The sequence below is a fragment of the Streptomyces sp. NPDC032126 genome (genome assembly GCF_055580085.1).
This window is the reverse complement of sequence record NZ_JBVIMA010000008.1, coordinates 363,834-390,146: the sequence shown is the minus strand read 5'-3', so window position 1 is coordinate 390,146 and position 26,313 is coordinate 363,834. Positions and strand designations below refer to the sequence as shown.

Sequence of the window (26,313 nt, the reverse complement as noted above, 5' to 3'; positions counted from 1 at the left end):
GCATGTGCCCCCGGCTCACGTCGTGGCGGTCGGCCGCCGTGTCGTCGCCGCCCGGTTCGACGTGACGTGAGGAGTTGTGATGCAGGTAGCGGTGGTCACCTTCGACGGGTTTAACGAGCTCGACAGTTTCATCGCCTCGGCGCTCATCAACCGGTGCCGCAAGGACGGCCTGGAGGCGTTCATCACGACGCCGACGCCGGTCGTCACCTCGATGAACGGCGTCGAGGTGAGCGGACAGCGCCCGATCGACTTCGTGACCGAGGCGGACGTGGTGCTGATCGGCAGCGGTGTGAAGACCCGTGACGTGGTGGCCGACGACCGGCTGCTGTCCCGGCTGCCGCTCGACCCCTCACGTCAGCTCATCGGCTCGCAGTGCTCGGGCGCGCTGGTGCTCGCGCGGCTCGGACTGCTGGGTGACATGCCCGCCTGCACGGACATGAAGAGCCGGCCTTTCGTCGAGGCGTGCGGCGTCACCGTGCTGGACGTGCCCTTCCATTCCGAGGGGAACATCGCCACGGCGGGCGGCTGTCTGGCGTCCCAGTACCTCGCCGCCTGGGTGCTGGCGCGGACGCTCGGGGAGGACGCGGTGCGCGATGTGCTCGGCTATGTGGCTCCGGTCGGCGAGAACCAGGAGACCGTCGAGCGCGCTCTGCGTGCCGTGCGCACGGGCGAGGTGGTACGGGGCTGACGTCCCGGAGCGGCGGTCATGCGTGTTACGCATACTGCATGAGTCACGGGTGCTACATTCGCCGTCATGGGCATGACTCTTGAGGAACGGGTCCGGTCCGCCGTAGCGGCCCTCCTGCACGCGACCGGCGAGTCGCAGACCGAACTCGCCGCCGCCCTGGGAGTCGGCCAGGCGCAGGTCAGCCGCCGCCAGTCCGGCACCGCCGCCTGGAGCCTGGCCGACTGCGAAGCGGTCGCCGCGCACTACGGCATCGACGTCCTCGACCTCCTCGCGGGACCGACCCGGGCCACCGAGGCGCTGCCGACCCCACGGCGCCGCGCCCCCGGCCGCCACGCGCACCCCGCCCGCTCCGCGGCCGTACCGGACGGGGGAACCCGATGACGGACTTCGACGCGATCGACGCGCTGCTCGCCGGCGCCAAGCAGGAGGTCCCGCTGCCTCCCGCCGGGGAACGGCGTGCCCTGCGCGAAGAGCTGAACGTCTCCCGGGCCCAGCTGGCTCAGGTGTTGAACGTCAGCCCGTCCACGGTCGGGGGCTGGGAGTCCGGACGTGACCCGAGCGGCGAAGTGCGGGAGAAGTACGCGTACTTCCTGGACGGAGCGCGCACCAAACTGGACGCCGTCGCCGCCGCGGACGCCCCGGCGGACGAGACCGGGCCCGAGGAGGACGTTCCCGCGCCCGCGGGCGCGGCCGAGGCCGGGCACGCCCTCGGTCAGGACGACGACGGCGACGACCTTCCCAGCCCCGAGCCGTGTGTGCTGTGCGGGCAGCCGGCCCGGCAGCAGGTCGCGGGATTCCCTCAGCACCTGGACCCGGCGGAGTGCGGCACGACCCGACTGGCGCGCCCGCCCGAGCCCGCGGAGTGCGGCACGACCCGACCGGCGCGCCCGCCCGAGCCCACTCCCGCCGGCAGCAGCCCTGAGCGGGCGGCGCGCGGAGTGAAGATCGTGCCCGTCGGCCGTCGTCTGCGGACCGCCGACACGCCCGACCTGATCGCCGACGCCGTGACGGCCGCGCTCGCCGAGCACGCCGGCGACGTCGACGCGGCGACCAGGGCACTGGTGAGGCGGGCGATCCCGGACGCGATGGCGCTGTTGGACCACAGCCGCATGGGCGGCCGTTACGACATCGTCGCCCACCCCTGGCTGCCCGACATCCTGCGCAAGGAGACGGCGCGGGGCTCCGACCGGATCTGGGAGGCCCGGCCCAGGTGGTCGCGGGCCGAACTGCCGCCCGGCCGGCACGAGGTGACCGCGCTCGACGTCAACGGCGCCTACCTGTCCGCGCTCAAGACGCATCTTCCGCTGGGCCAGTTGGAGCACTCCACCGGCGACCACCACGACCGCCGTCGCGCCGGCGTCCACCTGATCACGCCGCCCGCCTGGGAGCACGACGCCTACCTGCCCAACCCGATCGGCAGCCGGGACGAGCCGGGTCCCCTGTGGGTGACCGAACCGACCCTGCGCCTGCTGCTGCGGCTCGCGGGACCGAAGTACGGACTGTGCGACCCGCCGGAGATCCACGAGTCCTGGACCTCCGGAGCCACGGAAGGCCTGCTGGAGAAGTTCCGCGTCGCCCTGAAGGACGCCCGGGACCGGGCGATCGCCGAGGACGACGAGGTGACGCTGGAGTACGTGAAGGCCATGTACGCGAAGTTCGTCTCCACGCTGGGGGAGTCCAACTACAACCGGGAGCTGTACCGCACCGACTGGATGCATCTCATCCGCTCGCAGGCCTTCGCCAACCTGTGGTGGAAGGCGCATCGCGCCTACGACGAGGGTCTCATGGTGGTCCGCGCGATGGGCACCGACGAACTGCACGTGATCGGCGACTGGCGCGCGGTCTTCCCGGAGGGCCGGGGTGTCACCGAGGTGAAGGTCAAGGACGTCTACACCGTCGGCACCCCGGAGACCACGGAATGAGCACGGCGCCGGAGATCACCGCGGAGCTGGTCCGGGACCTGCTGCGCGACCAGCACCCCGACCTCGCCGACCGCCCCGTGAGGCTCGGGGCGCGCGGGTGGGACAACCAGCTGTGGCGGCTCGGCGACGACCTCGCCGTCCGGCTGCCGTGGGCGACGACGTCGGCGGACGCGTTGCTGCGCAAGGAGCACGCCTGGCTGCCCGCGCTCGCCCCGCGGCTGCCCCTCCCGGTTCCCGTGCCGCAGCGCCTCGGTGAGCCCTCCGAGCGGTTTCCACGGCCCTGGATCGTCACCACCTGGGTGCGGGGAACGCCCGCCGACCGCGCCCCCGTTACGCGCGGCGCGGAGGCGGCCGACACCCTGGCCGCGTTTCTGACCGCTCTTCACCGGCCCGCTCCCGACGGGGCGCCGGCCGGTCGTGACCGGGGCGGGCCGCTGGCCGACCGGGCCGAGGGCTTTGCCCGGGGCCTGGCCGAGGCCGCCGAGTTTGGGCTGATCCCCGACCCGGACGCCGTCCGCGCGGTCTGGGAGGACGCCGTCGCCGCGCCCGAGTGGACGGGGCCGGCGCTGTGGCTGCACGGCGATCTGCATCCGGCCAATGTGCTCACCGCGGACGGCACCTTCTGCGGTGTGATCGACTTCGGGGATCTCTTCGCGGGGGATCCGGCCTGCGATCTCGCCGCCGCGTGGATCCTGCTGCCCGACGGCGCCGCCGACCGCTTCTTCGACGCCTACCGGCCGGCCCCGGACGCGGCGACCCTGCGCCGTGCCCGGGGCTGGGCGGTGCTGAAGGCCCTCGCCTGCCTCCTCATCGGAGAGGCGGGCGTCCGCGGCCGCTCCGGCGGCAAGCCCACCTGGGGCCCGCCCGGCCGGGCGTCGCTACGACGCCTCGCCGGGCGATGAACCGATGGCGAACCGGCCACGCGCATCTCGGGGATCCGTCAGGTGCCGGTGTGGATGGTGATCTCCCAGCTGCGCAGCGTTCCGGCGGCCGGCTTGACCGCATCCGTGATCTTGAGCTGCCAGTTGCCCGCCACCGCGTCGCCGACCAGCGGTGCGAGCAGCGAAGGCGGCTGTGAGGTCAGTGTGAGCCGCAGGTTCTTGGTGTCGCCGCCCGTACGGTTGTGGATCACGGCGCGGCGGCCCGAGGGCGCCAGCAGGACGACCCGCAGATCGCCGATGCGGCCGTGCTCGATGTCGAGCTTCAGCGTCAGGTCCCGGACCGTGCCCAGCCCTTCGAGCGCGATCTCGTCGGTCAGGCCGCCGATGGCCTCGGGGATCGCGGCGTCCGGGGCCGACCGTCCGCTGACCTGCGCGCCGGAGACGGCCTGTTCGCCGGTGCGGAAGGTGATGACATCACCGGGAGGACCGATCTGGGAGAGGGTGAGCCCGGACTCGCTGCCGTCCCACCACAGGGACGCCGGGCGGCTGCTGTGCGAGACCGCGGTGCCGGCGGTCGGTCCGTAGAGGTCCCCGCCGTCGCCCATGTTGCGGCCGGTCTCCAGGTCCAGGTGGCCGTCCGCCTGAAGGAGCGCGCACTGGTAGTGGCGCACCGCGGTGCCCTGCTGGAACTCGTTGGACCCCTTGATGTCGCAGTGGTAGACGGCGAGTCCGCTGGAGGTCAGCCGCGAGTCGAAGCCCAGCCTGCTGCGGTTCTCGACCAAGTAGTACTCCACGCCCGGGCGTTGCGGGTTCTCATAGATCAGCGCCTTGTCGTACTCGCCCTGCCTGGCCTCGTAGGAGCCGGGCGCGGAGATGTCCTCGTCCCGTGTCCAGCCCACCAGACGGCGCAGATAGACGCTGACCGCGGACGGCAGGAAGCCGTTGCCCAGTTGGTTCCCGGCGGACATGGTGTCGTAGGTGCCCAGGCCCGAGCTGGTGAAGTCGTCGCCCTCGCGTTCGACGGTGCCGTAGTCGTAGAGGTCCGGCCATCGGCACAGCAGGTGGCCGCTCTCGTGGCAGAACGTGCCGATGCTCAGGTCGGCCGTCGTCTCGCCGATGCTCGTGAGGGTGTAGAAGTCCGTCTGCACGCCGTCGATCTCCGCGGGGAAACGCGAGTTGTGCGGCCAGAGGTCCTCGCGGAACTCCGTCCGGCCCGCGTACATGATGCAGACGGAGTCGACGACGCCGCGCCCGAGGGAGTCGAAGCGGCTGAAGTCGACACCGGCGTCCACGGCGGCCTGAAGCGCCTCCGGCACCAGCTTGCCCCTGTTCGCGGCCAGCCCGTACGCGAGCCGGCGCCGGCTCATGCGGAAGGGGCCGACGACGGTGTTGGTGAAGACGAGCTTGCCCGTCGACATGGTGCGGAAGAACTCCTTCACGGAGCAGCGGTTGCCGCTGGCCGTGAAGTGGGGGCTGTTGAGCAGCGCGGAGACGTCGTCGGGGGTCACCGCGGTCTGTTCGTCGGGGAAGTCCACGAGGATCGTCAGACCCTGCACCTCGCCCTCCGTCAGGGCGAAGCCGGGCAGCAGGCCCTTGTTCGGGCCGAAGGTCAGGAGCGTGTCGGGGTCGGTGTCGGCCCGCTCCTCCTTCGGGACCATCTGCAGGATCCGCTGCTTGACGACCTCTCTGCGGTAGATCTGCCCCTCTCGCAGATGGCGGGGCAGTCCCTCGGGCGGCGGTTCGGAGATGAGGGTGCCGCTGGAGACGAAGCGGCGTGCGGCGCCGGCGTGGTCGGTTTCCGCGTAGCAGTACGCGCCGCGGTCGGGGTCGTAGACGACCGAGTAGCCGTCGGGGGTCTCGTACCGCGCGTACTTGTCGTCACCGAAGGCGACGAGTTGGACACGGTCACCTTCTTCCTGGCCGAAGGTGAGGGTGTCGCCGAAGATGCCACTCATCGCACACATCTCCCTGAATCGGGGCGCCAGAGGGCTCGTTCTCAGTGTGGCGGGCCCGCGGGGCCTCGCACAGGGCAGAAGAACCCACGGCGGTGCGGGGCAGCGTTACCCCTGCCGGGTGGCCGCGGGGATGATGTCGTGCGTGATCGCGAAGCGCGTCAGATCGGCCCGCCGCCTGGAGCCGATCTTGTCGCGCAGCCGGTCCAGATGGGAGTGCACGGTGTGCTCGCTGATCCCCAGCCGGACCGCGATGCCGTGGTCGGTCTCCCCGTGGGCGACCAGCTCCAGGATCTGCCGCTCGCGGTCCGTGACATGACACGACGGCTCCGTGTCCGGTCGTATGGCGAGGTCGGCGGAGATGTACGAGGAGCCGCCGGCGAGGAGCCGGAGCGCGGCCAGCAGCTCGCGCTCGTCGGCCCGCCGGCTGAGGCAGCCGCGGGCACCGGCGCGCAGGACGGGCACGGCGTGGTCGTCCCGGCCGGAGGAGAGGACCAGGACCGAGACGCCCCGGGCGGCGAGCCGCCCCACCACCTCCGCCAGGCATCCGGACGGCAGCTGGAGGTCGACGAACGCGATGTCGCCCGGCCCGAGGTCCCGCGCGGCCTCGTCGGCCGAGCGGGTGACCAGGGCGAGCGCGAGCCCGTCGGCGGCTTCGACGGCACGTGCCACGCCCCCGCGCAGAAGCGGGCAGTCGCCTACGACGGCGACACGTGGCACGTCCGCACTCATGGGCGCCTCACTCCGACCGGCCGACGCCCGCGCGCGGGCCCGGCCTCTCGACACCAGTCTTGGGCCTCGCGCACGGTCCGGCATGCCGGAGGGCCGGAAGGCGTCCTGGTTCGGCCTGCCCGCCGCCCCTCAGCAGCCGCCGCAGTTGTAGTACAGGACGTCCCAGTGGCTGCCCTCGTCGGCGTAGATGTTGCCGGAGCCCGAACGCCACTGCGGGGCGCCGTCGCCGCGCAGGCCGATGTACGTGAAGTTGTTCTTGATGTAGTTCCCGACGCAGGTGTACTTGCTGTAGTCGAGCTTGTAGCCGTTCCAGTGCGAGTAGGTGCCCGAGGCGTGCCCGGTCTCCGTCCCGCCGGTGATGTTCAGCGCGCATCCACTGGCCCGCTTCAGGGTCTGGGCGCCCTGCGCGGTGGCCAGGTTGAGCTGCTCGAAGGACGTACACGTGGGGGTGTTCCGGTCGGAGCAGTTGCCGGACGACGACCAGGTGATGCCGACCTCGCGGAACATGGATCTCGCGGTGGCGTCAGAGATCTTCGTGACGGCGAACGCGTCGCCCGCGCCACCGATCACGACGGCACCCGGAGCGACGACGAGCGCGAGCGCGGTCAGGATCGATCGGACACGGAGACCTTTCGGAGCCTTCATACGGAGCCCTCCCTGCGATGAGTCATACGGCCGGTGCGGTGACGGTGCAGGCGGTGCAGGGAGATGATGGCGGAGGTCTACGCGTGTTCGCCAGAGGGCACCAGCGTCCCGCCGACCACCAGCCCGACCGCGATGGCCGTCACGATGGTGACCAGCTTCAGCAGGTCCTCGAAGCCCTCGACGGGGTAGCCGCCGGCCAGCGTGGTCAGCCCGCGCATGGTCGCGGCGGCCAGGACGACCGCGGGGACGAACGTCCCGCCCGTCTCCCCGACGAGCTTGGTGAACCCCGACTGCGCCCCGACGGTGACGTAGACGAGCAGGAGCAGCGGCCACCAGAAGCGCGTCGGGATCGCGAAGGCGAACAGCGTGCCCGCCGTGAAGACGATCCACGCCAGGAACAGCGCCCAGCGGGGCAGATCCGCGTCCGCGGCGACGTCGAAGAGGGCGTGGGTGGACGTGCCGGTGACGAAGACGCGCCACGGGCGCGATCCGGCTCGCCTACTCGGTGATCAGTCCCGCCACGGCGCTGAGATAGTCGCCGGGCACGAAATAGAAGAGCGCCGGCAGCATCAGCAGGACCGGGCCGCCGTGCGCCGGGTCGTCGGCGAACAGCTCGAACGTGACGACGGAGACGGCCGTCGACACCACCAGGGGCAGGATCCTGGCCAGCCGCGGCACACGGTCGGCCGTCACGGCCAGCGCCGCGGACAGGGCGCCCAGCACCGCGGTGGTGGCCACCTCGTACCAGGTGGGCTGCATCAGCGGGGCGAAGCCGAGCGCGAACAGCACGATGCCGAGGAATTTCAGCCACCACGGGTACGGCGCCGGCGCCGCCTCGATGGCCGCCAGCGCGCGGTGCGCCCGCGCGATGTCGGTCCGGCCCGAGGACACCGAGACGAGGAGCGGCTTGAGCGCGGCGACCTGGTCGAGCCGGAAGACCTCCGGGAAACCGTGCACGGTGACGGCTCGGGTGCGGCCGTCCGCCGCGGTGACCGTGAGCGCGGCCGCCTCCGGCACCAGCAGCAGGGACGCGGAACCGCCGAAGGCGCGGGCGGCCTCGGCCACCAGCCGCTCGACGAGGTGGGCGCCCTCGCCGGAGGAACGCAGCAGCAGCCCGGTCAGACGCGCCAGGAACGCCGTGAGGTCGTCGAGATCCGCGGCCGCAGGCTGCTCCACGCCCGCCTCCTCGCGCTCCGGGGCACCGGAGTTCCAGGCTGCACGGCCCCGCCTCGCTCGGCACCCCGGGCGGGTCCGGCGGGCGGCGTCAGTCGCGCGCCGACCGGTGCCGTCGCCGCCACTGCCAGACCGCACCCGCCACCAACGAGCCGACGGTCAGCACGATCCCCAGCACCGGCCAGTTGCTCCCGGCGATCTCCAGGTCGGCGAAGACGATCGCGAGGATCAGGACCACCGGCAGCAGCAGCGACAGCAGGGCCTGGCCCGCCCCCGCCAGCGCGGCCGGGTCCAGCCGTCCACGGGGCGGCAGGCGCGCGTCGTCCGTGAAGTAGTAGCGCACGGCCCGATCGGTGAGACGGGTCGTGGCACGGTCGTACGAGACCGCCATGTACGGCAGCCACACCAGCGGGGCCACCAGGCCCACCAGGAACACCGCGCCGACGAGCAGCCAACGACCGGTCTGCGCCAGCCACCGCGATCCACTGGTCGGCTCGGCGGGCGTGACCAGCCCGAGCAGGCGGGCCATCCGCCATGTCACGTCCCACAGCGTCGTCAGGCGCAGCCGGCGCACCGGCGGGGGCGGGCGCAGGCCGGTGAGCGCGGCGCGGGCGGTGTCCAGATCCCCGTACACGCCTTGCAGGACGAGCAGTTCGGCCGCGCGCTCCTCGTCCGTCGGGTCGCGTCCGTCGAGGGCGGCCAGCTCCAGCAGCGTACGGGCCTGACGGAGGATGGCCAGACAGAACGCGAAGGGGACGAACACCAGGAACGGTCCGCCGACGAAGGAGCCCTCGATGGTCGTGGCGCGCCGGCCCCGGCGGATCGACTCGTGGTAGCGGGCGGCCAGATCGGCGTCCGGCGGCAGCGCCGCGACCGTCCGCCGGGCCGGTTCGCCCCGGTGCCGTACGGCGAACAGAGCCAGGTGCTCGGGCAGCCCTCGCGGGTCGGCGAGGACCTGGCGCATCAGCGTTCGTTCCCGGGACGGCACGGTGCGTCAGTACCGCGGTGCTCCGGCCACCGGCCAGCGGGCCATGACGCCTCCCTCGCTCTCGGCCCCCGGAACCAGTGAAGCGCCTCCCGTCGGAGCCCGCATGCCGACGCCACCCTCTGCGACGGGCGCCCGGCGAGGGGTATGAGCCGCACCGCGAGGGGGTCACACGGGCAGGTCGGTGCGGAGCAGCGCGTACAGGACTCCGTCCCGCCACGCGCCGTCCCTCCAGCCGATGCCGCGCATCACGCCCTCACGGCTGAATCCGGCCTTCTCCAGCGCCCGCTGCTCGGCGATGTTGTCGACCTCGGTGTCCGCCTCCAGCCGGTGGGCGGTCGTGTGCGCGAACAGATAGCGCGCCAGCAGCCGGTGCGCCTCGGTGCCGTGGCCCCGACCCCGGGCGTGCGGGAGCAGGGCGATACCCATCGTCCAGCAGAAGGCCCCCGCCGGTGTCGTCTGCTTGCGGCGCCAGTTCACATAGCCGAGCGACTCGCTCCCGCGGACCACCATCAGTGTTCCGCCGTCCTCGCCGATCAGCCGGTTCTCCGCCCACTGGCGCCGGTGACGGCCCGGATCGAACCAGCCGAACCGCGAGAACTCACCCGCCGTCTCCGGATCCTGGGTCAGTCGCTCCAGCACGGTCAGATCGTCCTCGGCCACCGGCCGCAGCGTCACATGATCCGTCACACCCACGATCATGCCGCGATCATGCCGCAGCCGCCGAAGGCGGGTCGTCGGCGCTCACCCCGGCTCCGCCGTCCCGCCCTGCCGGTCCGCCTCCACCAGGCTTCTGGGGCGCATGTCGGTCCAGTGCTCCTCCACCCATGCCACGCACTCCGCGCGCGGCGCGTCGTCCAGCTCGACCGTCCAGCCCTCGGGGACGTCCGCCCACTCGGGCCACAGCGACCGCTGCCCCTCGGCGTTGACGAGGACCTTGAAGATCCCCTCTTCGTCGTCGAAGGGATTCGACGACGAAGAGGAGGCCGCACTGGTCATGACGCGAACTCCGCCACATCGCCCAGCGCCTGGTCGACGGCCACGACGATCTCCTCGATCTCGTCGGAGGAGACCACCAGCGGCGGGATGATCATCACCGCGGGCCACTTGGCGAGCGTCGACACCAGTACGCCCCTCGACTCCATGGCCAGCCGCAGCAGATCCGGTTCGTCCAGCTCGATCGCGTACATCAGTCCCGTGCCCCGCACCGAGGTGACCTGCGGATACCTCTTCACCACCGCGGCCAGACGGCGTTCCAGCTCCGCGCCGCGGGCCAGGACGTTGTCCAGGACACCCTCGGTGGTCAACGCCTCGATGACCGCCATCGACGCGGCGAGGGACAGCGGATGCCCGTCGTTCGTGGAGCCGATGAAGAACTGCTGGTCGTAGGGCAGGGCCCGGACCGTCTCATACACCTCGTCCGACAGCACGACGGCCGACAGCGGGGCATAGCCCGAGGTCAGCCCCTTGCCGAGGGTGAGGATGTCCGGCCGCAGCCCCAGCTGCTCCGAGCGGGTGAACGCGCCGGTCCTGCCCATCCCCGTCGTGACCTCGTCGACGATGAGATGGATGCCGTGCCGGCGGCAGAAGTCCGCCAGTGAGGTCAGGTACTCGCGCGTCAGCACGTGCCCGCCCTCGCCGACCACCGGCTCGACGACGACGGCGCTGACCCGCTCCGGGCCGAAGTCCGTCATCAGCTGTTCGAGATCGCTGGTCCGTCCGTCACCGTGCGACTCGAACGGACCGGGCGCGTGCATGACGTCCGGCAGGAGCGGTCCGGCCTGATAGTGGACATAGGGGATGCCGGTCAGCGCCCCTCCGCCCGCGCCGAGCCCGTGGAATCCGCGCCACATCCCGAAGACCGTGGTGCGCTCCGGCGCCCCCTGGGTCCGGTGCAGGAACCGGGACAGCAGGACCGCCGTCTCCACCGCCTGGGAGCCGTTGCCGCAGTACCGGATCTTGTTGAGGTGCGGCGGCAGATGCGGCACCAGCGCCTCCGCCGCCTCCATCGAGATGGCGCTGGGCCGCCCGTAGCCGATCAGGTTGGCGTACGGCAGCCGGTCCAGCTGCCGTGCGATGGCGGCCTTGACGCCCGCGTGGTCGTAGCCGAGCGTGACGTTCCACAGGCCGGAACGGGCGTCCAGCAGCCAGCGGCCGCCCCCGTCCCGCACCCGCACGCCCCGCCCCTCGACGAGCATCGTCTCCGGGGAGACCGTCTTGAGGTAGGCGGCCATCGCGGGGCTGTTCCACAGCGGATAGTCGTCAGAGCTGATCATTCGTCACCGGCGACAAGCTCGTCGATCGCCTTGGCCAGCTCGGTGATCGTCGGGTTCTCGAAGAGCAGCATCAGCGGCAGCTCGTTGTCGAACTTCTCCCGCAGCTTGTACGTCGCGAGGGTCGCCAGCATCGAGTTGCCGCCGATGGCGAAGAAGTCGTCGCCGGCGTTGAACGTGTCCTTCTTCAGCACCTCGACCCAGACCTCGGCGACCGTCTTCTCGGTCGCGGTCTCGGCACCGTCCACGTTCGGCGTTCCCGTTTCGGAGCTCATGACACGGTTCCCTTCGGTGACGTCCCGGCGAGCCGGGACAGCGGAGTGTGCGGAGCGCGCAGAGCCGTGTTCAGCACGCGTACGAACGCGCCGCACAGGTACTCGACCCGGTCCGGGCCGAAGACATCGAGGCTGTACTCCACGGCGGCGGACACACCGTCGTCGCCGCGGGTGAGCAGGACGTCCAGGTCGAATTTCGACGTCCCGTTGTAGACCTCCAGCACGTCCGCCCGGACGCCCGGCAGCCGCAGGGCGCGGCCGCGCACGTCCTGGAGGGAGAACATGACCTGGAACAAGGGGGAGTAGAGCGTGTCCCGTTTCGGGTTGAGTGCGCCCACGAGGTCGTCGAACGGCAGGTCCTGGTGCGCCCAGGCGCCCGTCGTCGTGTCCCGGGCCCGGTCCAGGATCTCGGTGAAGTCGGGGTCCCCGGACAGATCGGTGCGCAGGACCAGCGTGTTGACGAAGAATCCGATGAGCCCCTCGGCGGCGGGGTCCGTACGGCCGGACACGGCGGTTCCCACCGCCAGGTCCGTGCTGCCGGTGCACCCGGCCAGGGCGGCCTTCAGACCGGCCAGCAGCCCGGTGAACTCGGTCGTGCCGTGCCGCGCGCACAGGGCGGCGAGCCGCTCTGCGCCGTCGCCGTCCAGCAGCCGGAAGCGGTGCAGCCCACCGGCTCCCGAGGGCCGGGACGGCCGGGGAGCCCCGTCCGAGAGGTCCAGGGGCGGCATTCCGGCGAGCCTGGCCCGCCAGTACGCCAGGCTCCCGGCGGCGCCGGACTCCGGGGAAGCGGTGACGTCCCGGTACTGCAGGGGCAGCGGCGGCAGCGCCGACGGACCGCCGCGGTACAGGTCCTCCACCTCGGACAGCAGGATCTCGGCGGACCGCCCGTCGAAGACGGCATGGTGGACGACCAGCGCCAGCACATGCTCGTCGGGGGCGACGCGGATCAGGGTGGAGCGGATCAGCGGGCCCGCCGCGAGATCGAACGGCCGCCGCGCGTCGTCCTCGGCCAGCCGGAGGGCGTCGGCCAGGGAGTCGGCCCGCGCCGGCACCGTACGGAACGTCTCGGCCGGTTCCACCTGTTGCACCGGCCGGCCGTCGTCGCCGAGCACGAACCGGGAGCGCAGCACCTCGTGCCGGGTCACGATCGCGTGCAGCGCGGCGAGCAGCGCGTCACGGTCCAGATCGCCCCGCAGCCGCAGGACGAGCGGAACGTTGTACGTCGCCCGCCCCGGCAGCAGTTGGTCGAGGAACCACAGCCGCCGCTGGGCCGCGGACAGCGGCGCCGGCCCCGCCGGGCGCACCAGGCGGCCGACGTCGGGGACGGTGGCGGCGGGCGGCTCGGACCGGGCCAGCTCCCGGGCGAAGTCCGCCAGGACCGGGTACGTGAACACCGAGGCCAGCGGCACCGTGACGCCGAGCCGGTCGGCCGTGCGGGAGGCGACCCGCACGGCGCGCAGCGAGTCACCGCCGAGCTGGAAGAAGTCGTCCTCCGCGCCCACCTGGTCCAGCCCGAGGACCTCCGCCCAGACGTCCGCCACGGCCGACTCGTAGGGGGTCCGGGGAGCGGTACGGCCCGCCGTCCGCGCGTCGGGGCGGGGGAGCGCGGCGCGGTCCACCTTGCCGTTCGGCGACAGCGGCAGGGCCGGCACCTCGACGAACGTGCCGGGCACCATGTACTGCGGCAGCCGTTCCACCAGGTGGCGGCGCAGGTCCTCGGTCGCGGTGCCGTCGGTCGCGACATACGCCACCAGCTCCGTCGCGTACCCGTCCCCCGCCCGGGTGACGAACGCCTCGCTCACCCCGGGGTGGTCGAGCAGCACCGCCGCGATCTCGCCCGGCTCGATACGGAACCCGCGGAGCTTGACCTGGTCGTCGACGCGCCCCTCGAACTCCAGCACCCCGTCGCGGCGCAGCCGCACCAGATCGCCGGTGCGGTACATCCGCGCCCCCGGCGCGCCGAAGGGATCCGCCACGAACCGGGACGCGGTCAGCCCCGCCCGGCCGACGTAGCCGCGCGCGACTCCGGCGCCTCCGACGTACAACTCGCCGATCGCGCCCGGCGGGACGGGCCGCAGCCGGGAATCGAGCACGTAGGCGTGCGTGGCGCCGATCGGGCGGCCGATGGGCACCGAGCGGGCCCCGTCCAGCGTTTCGACCCGGTAGGTGGCCGCGAACGTCGTGGTCTCCGTCGGGCCGTAGCCGTTCACGACGGTGAGGTCCGGCAGGGTCGTCCGCAGCCTGCGGATGTGCGGCACCGACAGCGCCTCGCCGCCGGTGACGAGCATCCGCAGCGGACGCAGCGCCTCGGGCTCGGTGTCCACCACCAGATTGGTCAGCTGGGACGTCAGCCAGAGAACGGTCACGTCCTCCTCGACCAGCACCGCGCCGAGTTCCTTGGGGCCGACCCGGCCCGGCGGGCACACCGCCAGCCGCGCCCCGTGGACCAACGGCGTCCACACCTCGAAGGTGGCCGCGTCGAAGGCCGCCGGCGCGAAGGACAGGAAGGTGTCCTGCGCGCCGACGTCCAGGTGCGCGAGGCCCCGTACGAGCCGGACCACCGCCCGGTGGGGGACCGCGACCCCCTTGGGCCGGCCGGTCGACCCCGAGGTGTACATGACGTAGGCCACGTCGTCGGGTGAGACGGTCACCCTGGGGCCGGGCGGCGGTGTCCCGGCGGGCAGGGCGTCGACCGCCACGGCGGAGGGGAAGTCCGCCGCCCTGTCGCGGGTGGTGACGACGGTGGAGGCGCCGCTGTCGGACAGCAGGAAACGGGTGCGTTCAAAGGGCTGTTCCGGGTCGATGGGCAGATAGCACGCCCCGGTCATGAGGACGGCGAGCTGTGCGACCATCAGGCCGGTGCCCCGGTCCAGACAGATCCCCACCACCTCGCCGGGACGCACGCCCCGCTCGGTCAGATGGCCGGCCAATCGCCGTGCGGCGGCGTCGAGTTCGGCGTAGGTGAGGCGCTCGGGGCCGCAGGAGAGGGCGACGTCGGCCGGGGTGCGCCGCGCCTGTCCGGCGACGAGCGAGACGATGGTGTCCGTCGAGGTGTCCACCGGGGCTCCGGACAGTCCCGCGGGCTCCTCGTCGGACTTCAGGGCGAGGGCGGAGAGCCGGCGGTCCGGCGCGGCGACCGCGCAGGAGAGCAGGGCGCGGTAGTCGTCGGCGAGACGCTCGGCCGTGGCGCGGTCGAACAGGTCGGTGCTGTGCAGCACGGATCCCGTCAGGCGGCCGTCCTGCTCCTCCTGCACGACGAACGACAGATCGAACTGGCTGGTGCCGTTGTCGAAGGGGACCGGTTCGGCCTCGATCCCGGGCAGCCGCAGCCACCGGCCCGGCGTCTGGTACAGCTGGAACGTGACCTGGAACAGGGGGTTCCGGCTGAGGTCGCGATCGGGGGCGAGTTCGGCGACGAGCCGTTCGAAGGGGACGTCCTGGGCGGCGAACGCGTCGTTCACGGCGGACTGCGTGGCCGTCAGCACCTCGCGGAACGAGGGGTCGCCGGCGCAGCCGACCCTCAGCACGGCCATCGTGGAGAGGAAGCCGATCACCCGGTCGAACTCCTCGCGGGTCCGGTTCGCCAGCGGTGTGCCGAGGACGACGTCCCGTGACCTGGAGTACCGGGCGAGCAGCGCCGCACAGGCGGCGGCCAGGGTGGTGAAGAGGGTGACGCCCGAGGCTCTGCTCAGCTCACGGGCCGCGGCGGCCGCCTCGTCGTCGATCGCGAAACGGACGACGGCGCCCCGATGGCTCGGCACCGCGGGCCGGGGCCGGTCGTAGGGCAGTTCCGCCTCGGCGGGCGCTCCGGCGAGCCGGGCGCGCAGCCGGGCCAGCTGCTCGTCGTACGCGTTCCGCTGCTCCAGCAGGGTCTGCGACCAGGCGAAATCGACGTACCGCGCACCCTGGGCGGGCGGCCGCGGCGGGCGGGCGGCCACGGCCGCGGCATACAGCTCGCCCAGTTCCTCGAAGAGGATCTCCGTGGACCGGCCGTCGGAGACCAGGTGGTGCATCACCAGACACAGCACATGGTCCTGCGCGCCCAGCCGGATGAGGGCGGCGCGCACCGGACGACCGGCGGAGAGGTCGAACGGCGCGGCGAACTGCCGGGCGAGCACCGGGCGTACGGGGTCGGGGACGTTCGCGTCGCCGACCCCCGTCAGGTCGACCTCCGCCCCGTCGATTCCCGTCAGGTCTTCCTCCGCCCAGTCGATTCCCGTGGCCGGGAGGACGACCTGATACGGCACCCCGTCGCGGACCCTGATCGCCGTGCGCAGGGCCGCGTGCCGCTCCACGAGCGTGTCCAGCGCCTGCCGCAGCGCCCCGCCGTCGAGCGGACCGCGCAACCGGTGGGCCTCCAGCACGTGGTAGGCCGAGCGCAGCGGGATGACCGAGTCCGTGAACCACAGGGAGCGCTGTCCGGGCGACAGCGGGAGCTCGTCCTGGCGAGGTGCCCGGGGCAGCGGTTCCGCGTCACCCTTCGCCTCCGCGATGACGCTCGCCAGCCGGGCCGGGGTGGGCCGGCGCAGCAGCTCGGCGACCGGCACCTCCACCCGGAACTCGCTGCGGACCAGCGCGATGAGGCGGATGAGCTGCAGACTGCTGCCGCCCGCGCGGAACATGTCGGTGTCCGGGGACAACTCCACCCCGGGCATGGCCTTCGCGATGCACCGTTCGTACAGCCTGCGCTCCAGAGCGGTCACCGCGGCCGGCCGGGCCGGGCTCCTCCCGGCCGACGACGACACGCTCCGGCGCGCCAGGGCGGCCATGTCGACCTTGCCGTTGGCGGTGAGGGGTATCCCGGATACCGTCACCAGGCGGCTGGGCACCATGGAGCGGGGGAGGCGTTCGGCGAGGTGCTCCCACAGCGCGTCCGGGTCCGGTGAGCGGCCGGGCTCCGGCACCACGTAGGCGACGATCCGCCCGCCGTCCGGTCCGGCCGACAGGTCCACGACGGTGCTGCGCACATCGGCGTGTTCCAGGAGCGCGGCCTCGATCTCGCCCAGCTCGACCCGCTGGCCGCGCACCTTGACCTGGCGGTCGGCGCGTCCGACGAAGACGAGGTCGCCGCCCGTGTCGAGGCGGACCAGATCGCCGGTGCGGTACAGCCGCTCGCCGGGGGTGAAGGGGTCGGCGACGAAACGCGACGCGGTGCGCGCCGGGTCCCCGTAGTACCCCCGGGCGAGCCCGGCTCCGCCCAGGTACAGCTCGCCGACCGCCCCGGCGGGCACGGGGCGCAGCCGCTCGTCCAGGACGAGCGCCCGGTGGCCGCGGACCGGACGGCCGATCGGCGGCGGGACGCGCATGGTGCCGGAGCAGTCCTTGTAGATGACGCCGACCGTGGCCTCCGTGGGCCCGTAGCCGTTGACGACGCGACGGCCGGCGGACCACCGGGTGACGAGGGACCCGGGGAACGGCTCGCCGCCGACCGAGGCGATGCGCAGGTCGGGGAAGGCGCCGGGGTCCATGGTGTCCATCAGGACGGGCGGGAGTTCGGCGACGGTGATCCGTTCCCGGCGCAGGACGCGCGACAGCTCCTCGACCGACAGCCGCTCGTTGTCGTCCACGAGACGCAGGACGGCCCCGGTGAGCAGCGCCGTGAAGACCTCCTGGACCCATACGTCGAAGCCGGGGGAGGCGTACTGGAGGATGCGGTCGTCCGGGGTGAGCGCGAACAGGTCCTGGAGCGACGCCGCGAAGTTGACTGCGTTGGCGTGTTCCACGACGACCAGGCGGGGAGAGCCGGTGCTGCCCGAGGTGAAGATGCCGTAGGCGGCATTGCGCGGCGTGGTGCGCGGCGCAGGGCAGGCGGTGGGGTGGGCGGCGATACGGGGGGCGTCCCGGTCGAGGTCGACCAGGTGCCAGGGCCGTTCGGCGGTGAAGCGCCCGTCGGAGACGACGACCTTGACCTCGGCCTGCCGGAAGAGCCGCTCCCCTCGCGCGGCCGGGGTGTCGGGGTCCAGCGGAACCCAGGCGGCTCCGGCCTTGAGGACGGCGAGACAGGCGGTGACCCAGCGGGGATCGCCCCGGGAGATCAGAAGGCCGACGCGGTCCTCGACACCGACCCGCAGCTCGCGCAACTCGTTGGCCAGACGCCCTGCGTCGGCATCGAGTTGACGATACGTCAGTAAGGATCCGGAGGAGGACGTGACCGCCGGACGGTCGGGGAAGCGGCGGACGATCTCGTCGAAGAGCCGGGTGAGACAGGCATCGGCCGGCGGGGGGCCTTCGGCCGGCTCTCCACGAAGCTCGGGCACGGGGTCGAGGTCCGCGTACGGCCAGGACCACAGCGGGCGTTCCGGGTCGCGCGCACCACGGCTCAGCAGCGCGCTCGCGTGCCGCAGTACGGCCCGGACGGTGGCGGTCTCGTGGCGGTCGGGGTCGAACTCGGCGACCAGGCGGTCCGGGGTCTGTTCGACGTCGATCAGCAGATCGGCGTCGCGCCAGGGATGAGGGTCGAGCAGGACGTCGTACGGGCGCCGCACGCGAAGGACGATGGGCGGGGTCTGGCGCGCCGGGCGGGCGGGGGACCGGGTGATCCGGTCGGCCAGGGCGCCGAGCCCCTCCGCGCCCGAGACCCGGCACTCGATCAGCGCTCCGGGGGCCGAGAGATCCTCGACCAGTCCGAAGTGCAGCTCCCGCTGCCCGGTGAAGTCGCTCAGCGCGGCGACGACGGCGGCGAGGGGGAGCCCGCCCGCCGGTGGCGCGGCCAGCGGTTCCCTCATCCGCACGCGGGTGGGCGCGGGGGGTTCCCCGACCGCCGTGGCCCGGGGAAAACGGGTCGGTGAGTCGTTGACCGGATCTGTCTCGGAATGGGATCCCGCAGCAGTCGTTGCCGTATGAATCCTGGTGAGGAACCGTGTTCGGCGATCATTGGTGCGTAAGAACTCGGGCGCGCGCACAACGGACCCCCTGTCGTCACTCGTGCCCCGGCTCCTGCAGTCCGAGAACGGACTCTACATCCGGTCTCACGGGTGATCCACCCCATCACACTGGTGACATGTGCATTTGCGGTTGGTATGCTGCGGCGCCGCCACCAGTGATCGGGGGACGGATGGATTTCGGCCATTCGGCAGAAGAGACGGATTTCCGTGATCGAGTCGGTGAGGTTCTGGCTGATCCCCGCGTACGCGGCCTGATCGAGCGCGTGAACAGCGCCCACCGCGACGAGCCGGACGAGCGGCCGCTCTACCGTTTGCTCGGGGAAGCCGGACTGCTCGGCGTGGACTGGCCCACGGAATACGGCGGACAGGGACTGTCGTCCGCCCATACGTCGATCGTGAGCGAGGAAATCGTCCGCGCAGGGGTGCCGGATGCGCTTTTCGTGAACAGCGTTCTGACGGTCGGGCGGCTCCTTCTCAAGGTGGGCACGGAGGAACAGAAGAACCGGATTCTGCCGGGGCTGGCCCGTGGTGAATTGTTCGCCGGTGTGCTGTACAGCGAAGCGGGGTCCGGCTCGGATCTGGCGAGTCTGGAAACAACGGCGGAGGAGACCCCGGAAGGATTCTCCATCAGTGGGACAAAAGTGTTCGGACTGAAGTCCCGTATCATCGACATCGGGCTCTGCGCGGCCCGGACATCGGCCGACGACAAATACGGTGGCATCACCCTCTTTCTGGTCGACATGCATGCGGCCGATGTGCATGTGACACCGTTGGACAGCGTGCCCGACGAGCGCTTTCACGTCGTCACGCTCGACGGCGTACCGGTCGTCCCGGCCGATGTGGTCGGCGGAGTCGGGAACGGCTGGCCCGTTCTCGTCGAGGCATTGCCGCTCGAAAGGATCGGATTCGACTTCTCCATGCGGGCCGAGCGCTGGTATGACATGGCACTCTCGGCACCCGCGGAACCCGATTCCGCGGTGGAATCCGCGCGTTATGCCGCCCGCGTCGAAGCGGCCCGGCTCTTGTCCTGGAAAGCGTCCGCGACGGTCGATCCGGTACGCACCAGTGTCGCCAAGTGGTACGGAAGCGAACTCGCCGCGGAATTGGCCGGCTGGGCGCTGCGGCGGCACGCGCCCGAGGTCCCCCCGAGGGTCGACGCCGCCTATCGCGAGGCGCCGGGCCTGCTGCTGTCGGGCGGCACCTCGGAAATGATGCTCCAGACCTTGGCGGAGCATCTGCCGGACGCCGTGGACTGACCCTGCGCCGGGCCTCGGAGGGGCGGGCCCGCTTGCCCGGAACCGGCCCCCCGACCGGAACCGGCTCCCGGACCAGGACCGGGATCGGGTCGCTCGGGACCGGCCCGCCCGACCGGAACCGGCCCCCGACCGGGACCGAGCCACCGAGCCCCCCACCGCCGACCGGAGGATCTGACGTGGATCTGGAGCTGACGGACGCCGAGCGCGACCTGGCGCAGGCGCTGCGCGCCAAGCTGGACAGCGCCGCCCACCCCGACGACGTGCGCGGCTGCCTGGAGGAACTCGACCTGTACGCCCTGGAGGAGCCCGCCGAGCGGGGCGGGCTGGGCTTCGGGCTGGGCATGGGCGTCGTCGTGTGCGAGGAACTGGGCCGGCACGCGGCACAGGACGACTACCGCGACCTCGCACGGACCCGCGACGCGGAACAGCGGGGCGCCGAGCGGGCGACGTGGCGCGATCACACCCGTCAGGCGGCCTATCTGCTCGGCCTCGCGGTCGGCGCCCACCGCCTCGCGGTGCACCGGGCCCTGACCCGGCGGCAGTTCGGACAGCCCCTCGCGGAACACCAGGCCATCGCGTTCCCGCTGGCCGCGCAGTACGCCCACCAGGAGGCCGTACGCCTGCTGGTGCACCGGGCGGCATGGCTGGACGAGCGGGGCGAGGACGCCCGCCGGCCCGCGCTCCGCGCTCTCGCGTACGCCGCCGAACAGGCCCTGGAGACGACCGCGTGGGCCGTGCATGTGCACGGGGCGTTCGGCCTGACGCACCACGCGTCGGTGAGCCGTCACTACACGCTGGCGGCGCGCGAGGCGCTGCGCTGCGGAAGCCCCGCCACGTTGTGGCAGCGGGCAGGAGCCTAGGGAGGAAGTCGCATGGCCGAACGTGTCGCCGTCGTCACGGGGGCGGGCAGGGGCATCGGAGCGGCCACGGCCGCCCGGCTGGCCTCCGACGGGCTGTCGGTGGCCGTTGTCGACCGGGACGGGGCGGCGGCCGAGCGGACCGTGCGGGAGGTCGTCGCCGCGGGTGGGGCCGCGTGGGCCGTCGAGGCGGACGTGACGGACCCGGCGCGGGTCGCGGACGCGGTCGACGCGGTGGCCCGGCAGCTCGGGGCGCCGTCCGTGCTGGTGAACAACGCCGGACTGACCTGCGATCGACCGCTCGCGGAGATGACGGACGAGGACTGGGATCTCGTCCTCGACGTCAATCTGCGGGCGCCGTTCCTGATGTCGCGGGCCGTCCTTCCGTACCTGCGGCAGCACGGCTGGGGGCGGATCGTGAACGTCTCCAGCATGGCCGCCATGGGCACGGCCCATCAGGCCAACTACGCCGCCGCCAAGGCCGGGCTGCAGGGACTCACCCGCACCCTGGCCGTCGAACTGGGGCCCGAGGGCATCACCGTGAACGCGGTCGCCCCCGGGTACATCGCCACCGAGATGACTCAGGCGACGGCCGACCGCTCCGGGCAGGGCTTCGCCCGGGCACAGCGCGTGGCGGCCGCCCAGGCCCCGGTCCGCCGGGTGGGCACGCCCGAGGACGTCGCCGAGGCGATCGCCTTCCTGGCCCACGAGGACTCGGGATTCATCACCGGCCAGATCCTGCCGGTGACCGGGGGGCTCGTCGTGTGACGTTCTCGGTGTCGCGGCGACGTCGGGGGGTCAGCGCCGACGCACGGTCGTGGGCAGACTGAGGAAGCCGCGTGCCTCGGCCGACGTCACCCGTCGGGCCGCCGTCTCGTCGATCTCGAACTCGGCCACCTCCTCGGCCAGCGCGCCCAGCGCCACACGGGCCTGGAGCCGCGCCAGGCGGGCGCCCAGGCAGCGGTGCCGACCGCCACCGAAGGTGATCTTGCCCGGTGACTGCCGGGTCAGGTCGTAGCGGTCCGGGTCGGTGAAGACCTCGGGGTCGCGGTTGGCGGCCCCCGGTAGCAGCAGGATCCGGGCGCCCGCCGGGATCACGACGCCGTGCAGCTCGACGTCCTGGGCCGCGGCGCGCGCGGCGAACTGGTTCGGGGTGTCGAATCGGAGCGTCTCCTCCACCCAGCCGTCGATGTGTCCGGCCAGGGCGAGCCTGCGCTGATCCGGATGGCGGCCCGCCCAGTACCAGGCGTTTCCGAGCAATTGGATGACCGTGTCATTGCCCGCCGCGGCCAGGAGATTGAGAAATGCCACGATCTCCTCGCCCGTGATCCTCTCCCCGGGGCCGGGAACAGAGACGAGAAATGAGATCAGGTCGTCTCCGGGCGCCTGGCGCCGCAGCTCGACCAGTTCCTCGAAATAGGCCATCAGCTGGAGCGTCGCCTCGATGGCCTGGATCGGCGCGTCCGTCGTCCCGCTGTCCCTTTCCACCACCCCGTCGGCCAGCCGCTGCACCATTTCCGCATCGGCGGCCTCACCCGCCATGAGATGGCACAGCACTCGGATGGGAAATTTATTGGCGAAATCACGCACGAAGTCGAAGGAACTCCGGTCGGCCAGCTCGTCGAGGCAGGCCCGCACGGCACTCCGGACGAAAGGCTCCAGGCGAGCCGTGCTGCGATTCCCGAAGAATCCCGTGACGGCCGAGCGGACCCGGGTGTGCATGGGCGGATCCATCGCGAGAACCGAGGCATATTTGTAGGCGTTCGGGCCCCAGCTCGCCGGTTCTATGCTGTTTCCATAGGCGTTGGAGAAACGGGACTCGTCGAGCAGCACACGCAGGACGTCGGCATGCCGGGAAATGGCCCAGAAATCCCGTTCCTCATTACGGTAAACCGGCGCGCGCGACCGCAGCAGCGCATAGTAAGGATAAGGGTCCGCGCACACCAGGGCGTCGTACGGATCGTAGTGGATTTTTTCTGCGGTAACCATGGGTCCTCACTGTCTGGAAACGTCGGGACGCTACCTGGTACGGTCGAGCAATGAATGACGAAAAGAGCTCACCGGTTCTCGCCGGACGTCGTGCACTGGTCACGGGAGGCTCCCGCGGAATCGGGCGCGCGGTCGTCGAACGGCTCGCCGCGGACGGCGCCGCCGTCGCCTTCGGATACCGCAGCAGCGAAAAGGAGGCAGCGGAACTCGTCCAGCAGCTCACCGGTAGCGGAGCCCAGGCGCACGCCATACCGGCCGATCTCGCCCACGTGGCCGAGGTGCGACGGCTCTTCGCGACCGCAGAGGAATTACTGGGGGGTGTCGACATCGTCGTGAACAACGCGGGAGAATCACTCGTCGCGACCATCGCCGAGACCACGGAAGAGGATTTCGACCGGCTCATGGCGGTGAATGCCAAGGCGCCGTTCTTCGTCATCCAGGAAGCGTCGCGCAGACTCAGCCGCGGTGGCCGCATCATCAATGTCTCCTCGACCAATACGGTGCTCCACGCTCCGGGGATCGCCGTCTACGCCGCCGCGAAGGCGGCCCTGGAACAGTTCACCCTGGTGGCCGCCCGTGAGCTGGGGCTCCGGCAGATCACGGTCAACACCGTCTCGCCCGGCCCGGTCGACACGGACATGTTGCGCGCCGCCCAGTCCGAGGCGGCGCTCGACATGGCCGCCGCCATGACCCCGTTGCGGCGGATCGGCCGGCCGGACGACATCGCGGATGTGATCGCGTTCCTGGCGGGACCGGACGGGCGCTGGCTGAGCGGCCAGAACCTGCGGGCCGCCGGCGGACTGGCGTGAGGTGAGGACCATGGAGACGAAGACGGCGGGGACAGCGGGGACAGCGGAGAAGGCGGGGCGCGACGACGGTCGGCGCCGCGGCCTGGTCGGCCAGGTGGCGATCGTGACCGGTGCCGCCCGGGGCATCGGGGCGGCCACCGCGACGCGGCTCGCCGCCGAGGGAGCCGCGGTGGCGGTGGTCGACCTGAAGGCGGGGGACTGCGCGGACACCGTCGATCGCATCACCGCCGCCGGTGGCACGGCCCTCGCCGTGGCGGCCGATGTCACGGAGGACGCCCAGGTGCGTGACGCCGTGGAGGAGGTGGCCGCCCGGCTGGGGCCGCCGTCGGTGCTGGTCAACAACGCCGGGGCCGTGCGCGACCGGCTCCTTGAGGAACTGACCCGCGAGGACTGGGACATGGTGCTCGACGTCAACCTGCGCGGGGCGTTCGCCCTGTGCCAGGCCGTCCGGCCACACATGGTGGCACGTGGCTGGGGCCGTATCGTCAACCTGTCCAGCACCTCCGCGAACGGCAGCCGCGAACAGGCCAACTACGCGTCCGCCAAGGCCGGCGTCCAAGGACTCACCCGGACCCTGGCCATCGAGCTGGGCCCCGCCGGGATCACCGTGAACGCCGTGGCGCCCGGGTACATCGTCACCGACATGACGGCGGCGACCGCGGCCCGACTCGGTGTGGACTTCGCCGAGTTCCAGAAGATCGTGGCCGCCCAGACACCGGTGCGCCGGGTCGGCACACCCGAGGACATCGCGCACGCGATCGCCTTCCTCGCCGGCGAGGGCGCCGGATTCATCACCGGTCAGGTCCTCTACGTGACCGGCGGCACCGTCCGCTGACCCGGCGGCCGAGGGAGGCGGGGCGCCCCGCTCGCCCACGGTCAGCCGACCGTCGCGGGCAGTTGGGGCGTCCACTCGGGCAGCATCGACCGCAGGTGCAGTGTCATGCCCTGGCAGTAGGAGATGTTGTCCTCCAGCGGGCGGTCGGCGAGATAGGGCAGCTTGTCCTGCGGCGGGTGGGTCAGCAGGAGAGGCCCCTCGAGGTTCTGCCCCGACACGTCCAGTTCCACGAGGAGTTCGGTCACCTGGCGGGGCGCCGTCACACGGAAACCGCCGGCGTGCGGCTCGACCGTCAGCTGTTCGAACGTGTGGTTCGGCAGGACGGGCTTCTCCCGGTAAATGTACGGGCGGGCCAGGAGGTCCAGTTCGAACATGGCCCGGTTCTCCGGATCGCCCCAGAAGTCCTGTCCGCTGACGAACTCGTGCAGCAGCGCGTCGAATTCGGGCCGATCGGCGTGGAGTGTCATGTGCGCCAGGTGCCCGGCGTTGAGGAGGTAGTAGTTTCCGAGCCCGGCCACGGACTCCTCCATGTACGCGCAGACCCGGCTCTCCGCCGTGCGATTCCGGAAGAATTCCACCGCGGACTCGAACAGGTCCCCGAACGTCCGCTGTCCCGTGCGGTCCAGATGGTTGGCGAGGTAGTACAGCCCCCGCAGGTTGTACAGGGAGAGCATGGCGTAGTACAGCCAGACCCCCTGGTCGTACTGCTGCTCGTCGATCCAGTTGGTCCCGACGACCACGTCGGCCTCGGCCACCTCGTCCGGCACCCTGCGCACCTTCACCCCGAGCACCTCACGGCTCTCGTAGATGGGGGTGTTGTGCAGTAGCAATTGCGGATAGACGAGAATGGTGTCCGCCCGCGAACGGCACAGTTCCGTGATTCCGTTCTTGAAGGACTCGTTCGTCTCCCCGGGCAGCGGCCAGATCATCTCGATGTACGAGCTGATGTTCTGCTCACGTAATGTGCGCTGCAATGCGGTGTACGTCTCGGACTTGATGTTGCTGCGGTCGATGAGGCGCAGCACATCCTTGTCCATGGACTGGAGAGAAATCGGCTGACTGGTCAGAAGACCGCCGTCGACAAGGATTTTGGTGATGTCGGCCACGCGGTCCGGCTTGTTCTTGGCGGCGTTCATCGAAATCATCATCGGATACCCGTTCTTCTTTTTGCACTCCACCATGTGCCGGGTGAAGTCGACGTCTCGGGGCGCCATGCCCCAGTTGGCGTCGGCGAGGAAGATCGTGGTGTATCCGTTCTCGCTCATGTAGGTGATGTCGTCGAGCACCCGATCGGTCTCGAAACGGTTCACCTTGGAATTGGTCGCGGCTCCCCAGAAGCAGAACCCGCAGTTGTACGGGCAGCCTCGGTTCGACTCCAGGACGGCGAAGGTGTACTTCCCCTTCTCGAAATAGCCGGCCGTGTAGGGGGAGGGGATCTCGGACAGGTCCTTGATCCGCTCGGGCTTCTCGGTGGTCACGAGTTCCCCGTCGCGCCAGAAGCTGATGCCCGGGACCTGCGCGAAGTCCGGCTCCCCGGTCATCAGCTGGCGCAGGTACGCGTGGAAGGTGCGCTCGCCCTCGCCGTCGCAGACCACGATGTTGGTCTGGTCCGGCCGTACGTACTGGTGCGCGTGGTGCATGACCTGGGGGCCGCCCAGGATGAACAGCGCGTCGGGAACGGCTTGGGACAGCCGCTCGACCACCCAGCGGACCAGCTCCATGTTCCAGAGGTAGCAGCTCATCGCGTAGACATCGCTGTGCCGCTTCTCCAGCTCTTCGAGAATGGCGTTCCGGTCCGCCGTGACGGGCGCGTCGTAGATGTCCAGGGAGAAATTGGCGGTGATATCGGGGTCTTGGGAGGAATAGCTTTTCAGGTATGCTGTGGCGAGTGGCACGATCTTGCTGAACGCGGTGAGTTCGACGAGTGTGACCGTCTTCATCTCTGCCAATCCCCCATCGGCCGACAGTTCCTCTCGCTCTCCGGCGGGGATGCCGGTGAGTAGGCATGCGCTCGATAAAGGATGCACTCTCCGGGGCGAGTTGTGAAGAGGACGATGCCTGATGCAAGGGGTGGCGGAACCGGACAGCCGCGTGTCATGGTTGTCCGGTCAGCGGATCACCGACCGGGCCAGGAAGCGAGGCCGAGAGTGAACGGAG

22 protein-coding genes are annotated in these 26,313 nt (G+C 71.3%); 9 read left to right on the top strand and 13 right to left on the bottom strand.

Going from position 1 to position 26,313, the window contains the following annotated elements; all coding sequences use genetic code 11:
- Nucleotides 1-79 precede the first annotated feature (79 nt).
- The 4 genes from ACZ5NW_RS29250 to ACZ5NW_RS29235 all read left to right on the top strand — a co-directional run bounded on the left by ACZ5NW_RS29250 (nucleotide 80) and on the right by ACZ5NW_RS29235 (nucleotide 3,512).
- Complete coding sequence (locus tag ACZ5NW_RS29250; RefSeq protein ID WP_468746942.1) at nucleotides 80-688, top strand: type 1 glutamine amidotransferase family protein; 609 nt, start codon at nucleotides 80-82, stop codon at nucleotides 686-688.
- Between the two features lie 66 nt (nucleotides 689-754).
- The gene (locus tag ACZ5NW_RS29245; protein WP_468746941.1) at nucleotides 755-1,069 is read left to right on the top strand and encodes a helix-turn-helix domain-containing protein; all 315 of its coding nucleotides are present in this window, start codon (nucleotides 755-757) and stop codon (nucleotides 1,067-1,069) included.
- Nucleotides 1,066-2,610, top strand: a complete 1,545-nt coding sequence (locus tag ACZ5NW_RS29240; protein WP_468746940.1) for a helix-turn-helix domain-containing protein — start codon at nucleotides 1,066-1,068, stop codon at nucleotides 2,608-2,610. The genes ACZ5NW_RS29245 and ACZ5NW_RS29240 overlap by 4 nt, the downstream gene beginning before the upstream one ends.
- Nucleotides 2,607-3,512: an aminoglycoside phosphotransferase family protein gene (locus ACZ5NW_RS29235; protein WP_468746939.1), complete on the top strand. Its 906-nt coding sequence runs from the start codon at nucleotides 2,607-2,609 to the stop codon at nucleotides 3,510-3,512. The genes ACZ5NW_RS29240 and ACZ5NW_RS29235 overlap by 4 nt, the downstream gene beginning before the upstream one ends.
- A gap of 38 nt (nucleotides 3,513-3,550) precedes the next feature.
- On the opposite strand, the gene ACZ5NW_RS29230 is transcribed toward ACZ5NW_RS29235, so the two are convergent.
- From ACZ5NW_RS29230 to ACZ5NW_RS29180, 11 genes are all read right to left on the bottom strand, one after another.
- Nucleotides 3,551-5,446, bottom strand: coding sequence for a M6 family metalloprotease domain-containing protein (locus ACZ5NW_RS29230; RefSeq protein WP_468746938.1), 1,896 nt, complete (start codon nucleotides 5,444-5,446; stop codon nucleotides 3,551-3,553).
- A gap of 105 nt (nucleotides 5,447-5,551) precedes the next feature.
- Nucleotides 5,552-6,175, bottom strand: a complete 624-nt coding sequence (locus tag ACZ5NW_RS29225; RefSeq protein WP_468746937.1) for a response regulator transcription factor — start codon at nucleotides 6,173-6,175, stop codon at nucleotides 5,552-5,554.
- A 129-nt stretch (nucleotides 6,176-6,304) separates the two neighbouring features.
- A complete protein-coding gene (locus tag ACZ5NW_RS29220) occupies nucleotides 6,305-6,820 on the bottom strand; it encodes a hypothetical protein (RefSeq protein WP_468746936.1) in 516 nt (171 codons plus the stop codon).
- A gap of 77 nt (nucleotides 6,821-6,897) precedes the next feature.
- A complete protein-coding gene (locus tag ACZ5NW_RS29215) occupies nucleotides 6,898-7,038 on the bottom strand; it encodes a hypothetical protein (protein WP_468746935.1) in 141 nt (46 codons plus the stop codon).
- Nucleotides 7,039-7,318: 280 nt separating this feature from the next.
- Complete coding sequence (locus ACZ5NW_RS29210) at nucleotides 7,319-7,996, bottom strand: threonine/serine exporter family protein (protein ID WP_468746934.1); 678 nt, start codon at nucleotides 7,994-7,996, stop codon at nucleotides 7,319-7,321.
- An 88-nt stretch (nucleotides 7,997-8,084) separates the two neighbouring features.
- Nucleotides 8,085-8,957, bottom strand: a complete 873-nt coding sequence (locus ACZ5NW_RS29205; RefSeq protein WP_468746933.1) for a hypothetical protein — start codon at nucleotides 8,955-8,957, stop codon at nucleotides 8,085-8,087.
- Between the two features lie 189 nt (nucleotides 8,958-9,146).
- A complete protein-coding gene (locus ACZ5NW_RS29200; protein ID WP_468746932.1) occupies nucleotides 9,147-9,680 on the bottom strand; it encodes a GNAT family N-acetyltransferase in 534 nt (177 codons plus the stop codon).
- A 42-nt stretch (nucleotides 9,681-9,722) separates the two neighbouring features.
- Complete coding sequence (locus tag ACZ5NW_RS29195; RefSeq protein ID WP_468746931.1) at nucleotides 9,723-9,977, bottom strand: MbtH family protein; 255 nt, start codon at nucleotides 9,975-9,977, stop codon at nucleotides 9,723-9,725.
- The gene (locus tag ACZ5NW_RS29190) at nucleotides 9,974-11,254 is read right to left on the bottom strand and encodes an aminotransferase class III-fold pyridoxal phosphate-dependent enzyme (RefSeq protein ID WP_468746930.1); all 1,281 of its coding nucleotides are present in this window, start codon (nucleotides 11,252-11,254) and stop codon (nucleotides 9,974-9,976) included. Before ACZ5NW_RS29190 ends, ACZ5NW_RS29195 begins: the two co-directional genes overlap by 4 nt.
- A complete protein-coding gene (locus ACZ5NW_RS29185; RefSeq protein WP_468746929.1) occupies nucleotides 11,251-11,526 on the bottom strand; it encodes a phosphopantetheine-binding protein in 276 nt (91 codons plus the stop codon). The genes ACZ5NW_RS29190 and ACZ5NW_RS29185 overlap by 4 nt, the downstream gene beginning before the upstream one ends.
- A complete protein-coding gene (locus ACZ5NW_RS29180) occupies nucleotides 11,523-18,251 on the bottom strand; it encodes an amino acid adenylation domain-containing protein (protein WP_468746928.1) in 6,729 nt (2,242 codons plus the stop codon). The genes ACZ5NW_RS29185 and ACZ5NW_RS29180 overlap by 4 nt, the downstream gene beginning before the upstream one ends.
- Nucleotides 18,252-18,580: 329 nt before the next feature.
- Between ACZ5NW_RS29180 and ACZ5NW_RS29175 the strand changes: the two genes are divergently transcribed.
- The 3 genes from ACZ5NW_RS29175 (at nucleotide 18,581) to ACZ5NW_RS29165 (ending at nucleotide 21,291) form a co-directional block, all read left to right on the top strand.
- Complete coding sequence (locus ACZ5NW_RS29175; RefSeq protein ID WP_468746927.1) at nucleotides 18,581-19,666, top strand: acyl-CoA dehydrogenase family protein; 1,086 nt, start codon at nucleotides 18,581-18,583, stop codon at nucleotides 19,664-19,666.
- Nucleotides 19,667-19,842: 176 nt separating this feature from the next.
- Nucleotides 19,843-20,526 (top strand): acyl-CoA dehydrogenase family protein, encoded by a 684-nt coding sequence (locus tag ACZ5NW_RS29170; protein WP_468746926.1) that lies wholly within the window; start codon nucleotides 19,843-19,845, stop codon nucleotides 20,524-20,526.
- Between the two features lie 12 nt (nucleotides 20,527-20,538).
- Entirely contained in the window at nucleotides 20,539-21,291 is a 753-nt protein-coding gene (locus tag ACZ5NW_RS29165; protein ID WP_468746925.1) for an SDR family oxidoreductase, read from the top strand.
- A gap of 30 nt (nucleotides 21,292-21,321) precedes the next feature.
- Here ACZ5NW_RS29165 and ACZ5NW_RS29160 read toward each other — a convergent pair whose 3' ends face one another.
- The gene (locus ACZ5NW_RS29160) at nucleotides 21,322-22,512 is read right to left on the bottom strand and encodes a cytochrome P450 (RefSeq protein WP_468746924.1); all 1,191 of its coding nucleotides are present in this window, start codon (nucleotides 22,510-22,512) and stop codon (nucleotides 21,322-21,324) included.
- A 50-nt stretch (nucleotides 22,513-22,562) separates the two neighbouring features.
- On the opposite strand from ACZ5NW_RS29160, the gene ACZ5NW_RS29155 reads away from it, so the two are divergent.
- Entirely contained in the window at nucleotides 22,563-23,321 is a 759-nt protein-coding gene (locus ACZ5NW_RS29155; RefSeq protein ID WP_468746923.1) for an SDR family oxidoreductase, read from the top strand.
- Nucleotides 23,322-23,331: 10 nt separating this feature from the next.
- Entirely contained in the window at nucleotides 23,332-24,156 is an 825-nt protein-coding gene (locus ACZ5NW_RS29150) for an SDR family NAD(P)-dependent oxidoreductase (protein WP_468746922.1), read from the top strand.
- A gap of 41 nt (nucleotides 24,157-24,197) precedes the next feature.
- Here the strand turns inward: ACZ5NW_RS29150 and ACZ5NW_RS29145 are convergent, their stop codons facing one another.
- Complete coding sequence (locus tag ACZ5NW_RS29145) at nucleotides 24,198-26,096, bottom strand: radical SAM protein (protein ID WP_468746921.1); 1,899 nt, start codon at nucleotides 26,094-26,096, stop codon at nucleotides 24,198-24,200.
- Nucleotides 26,097-26,313: the final 217 nt, after the last annotated feature.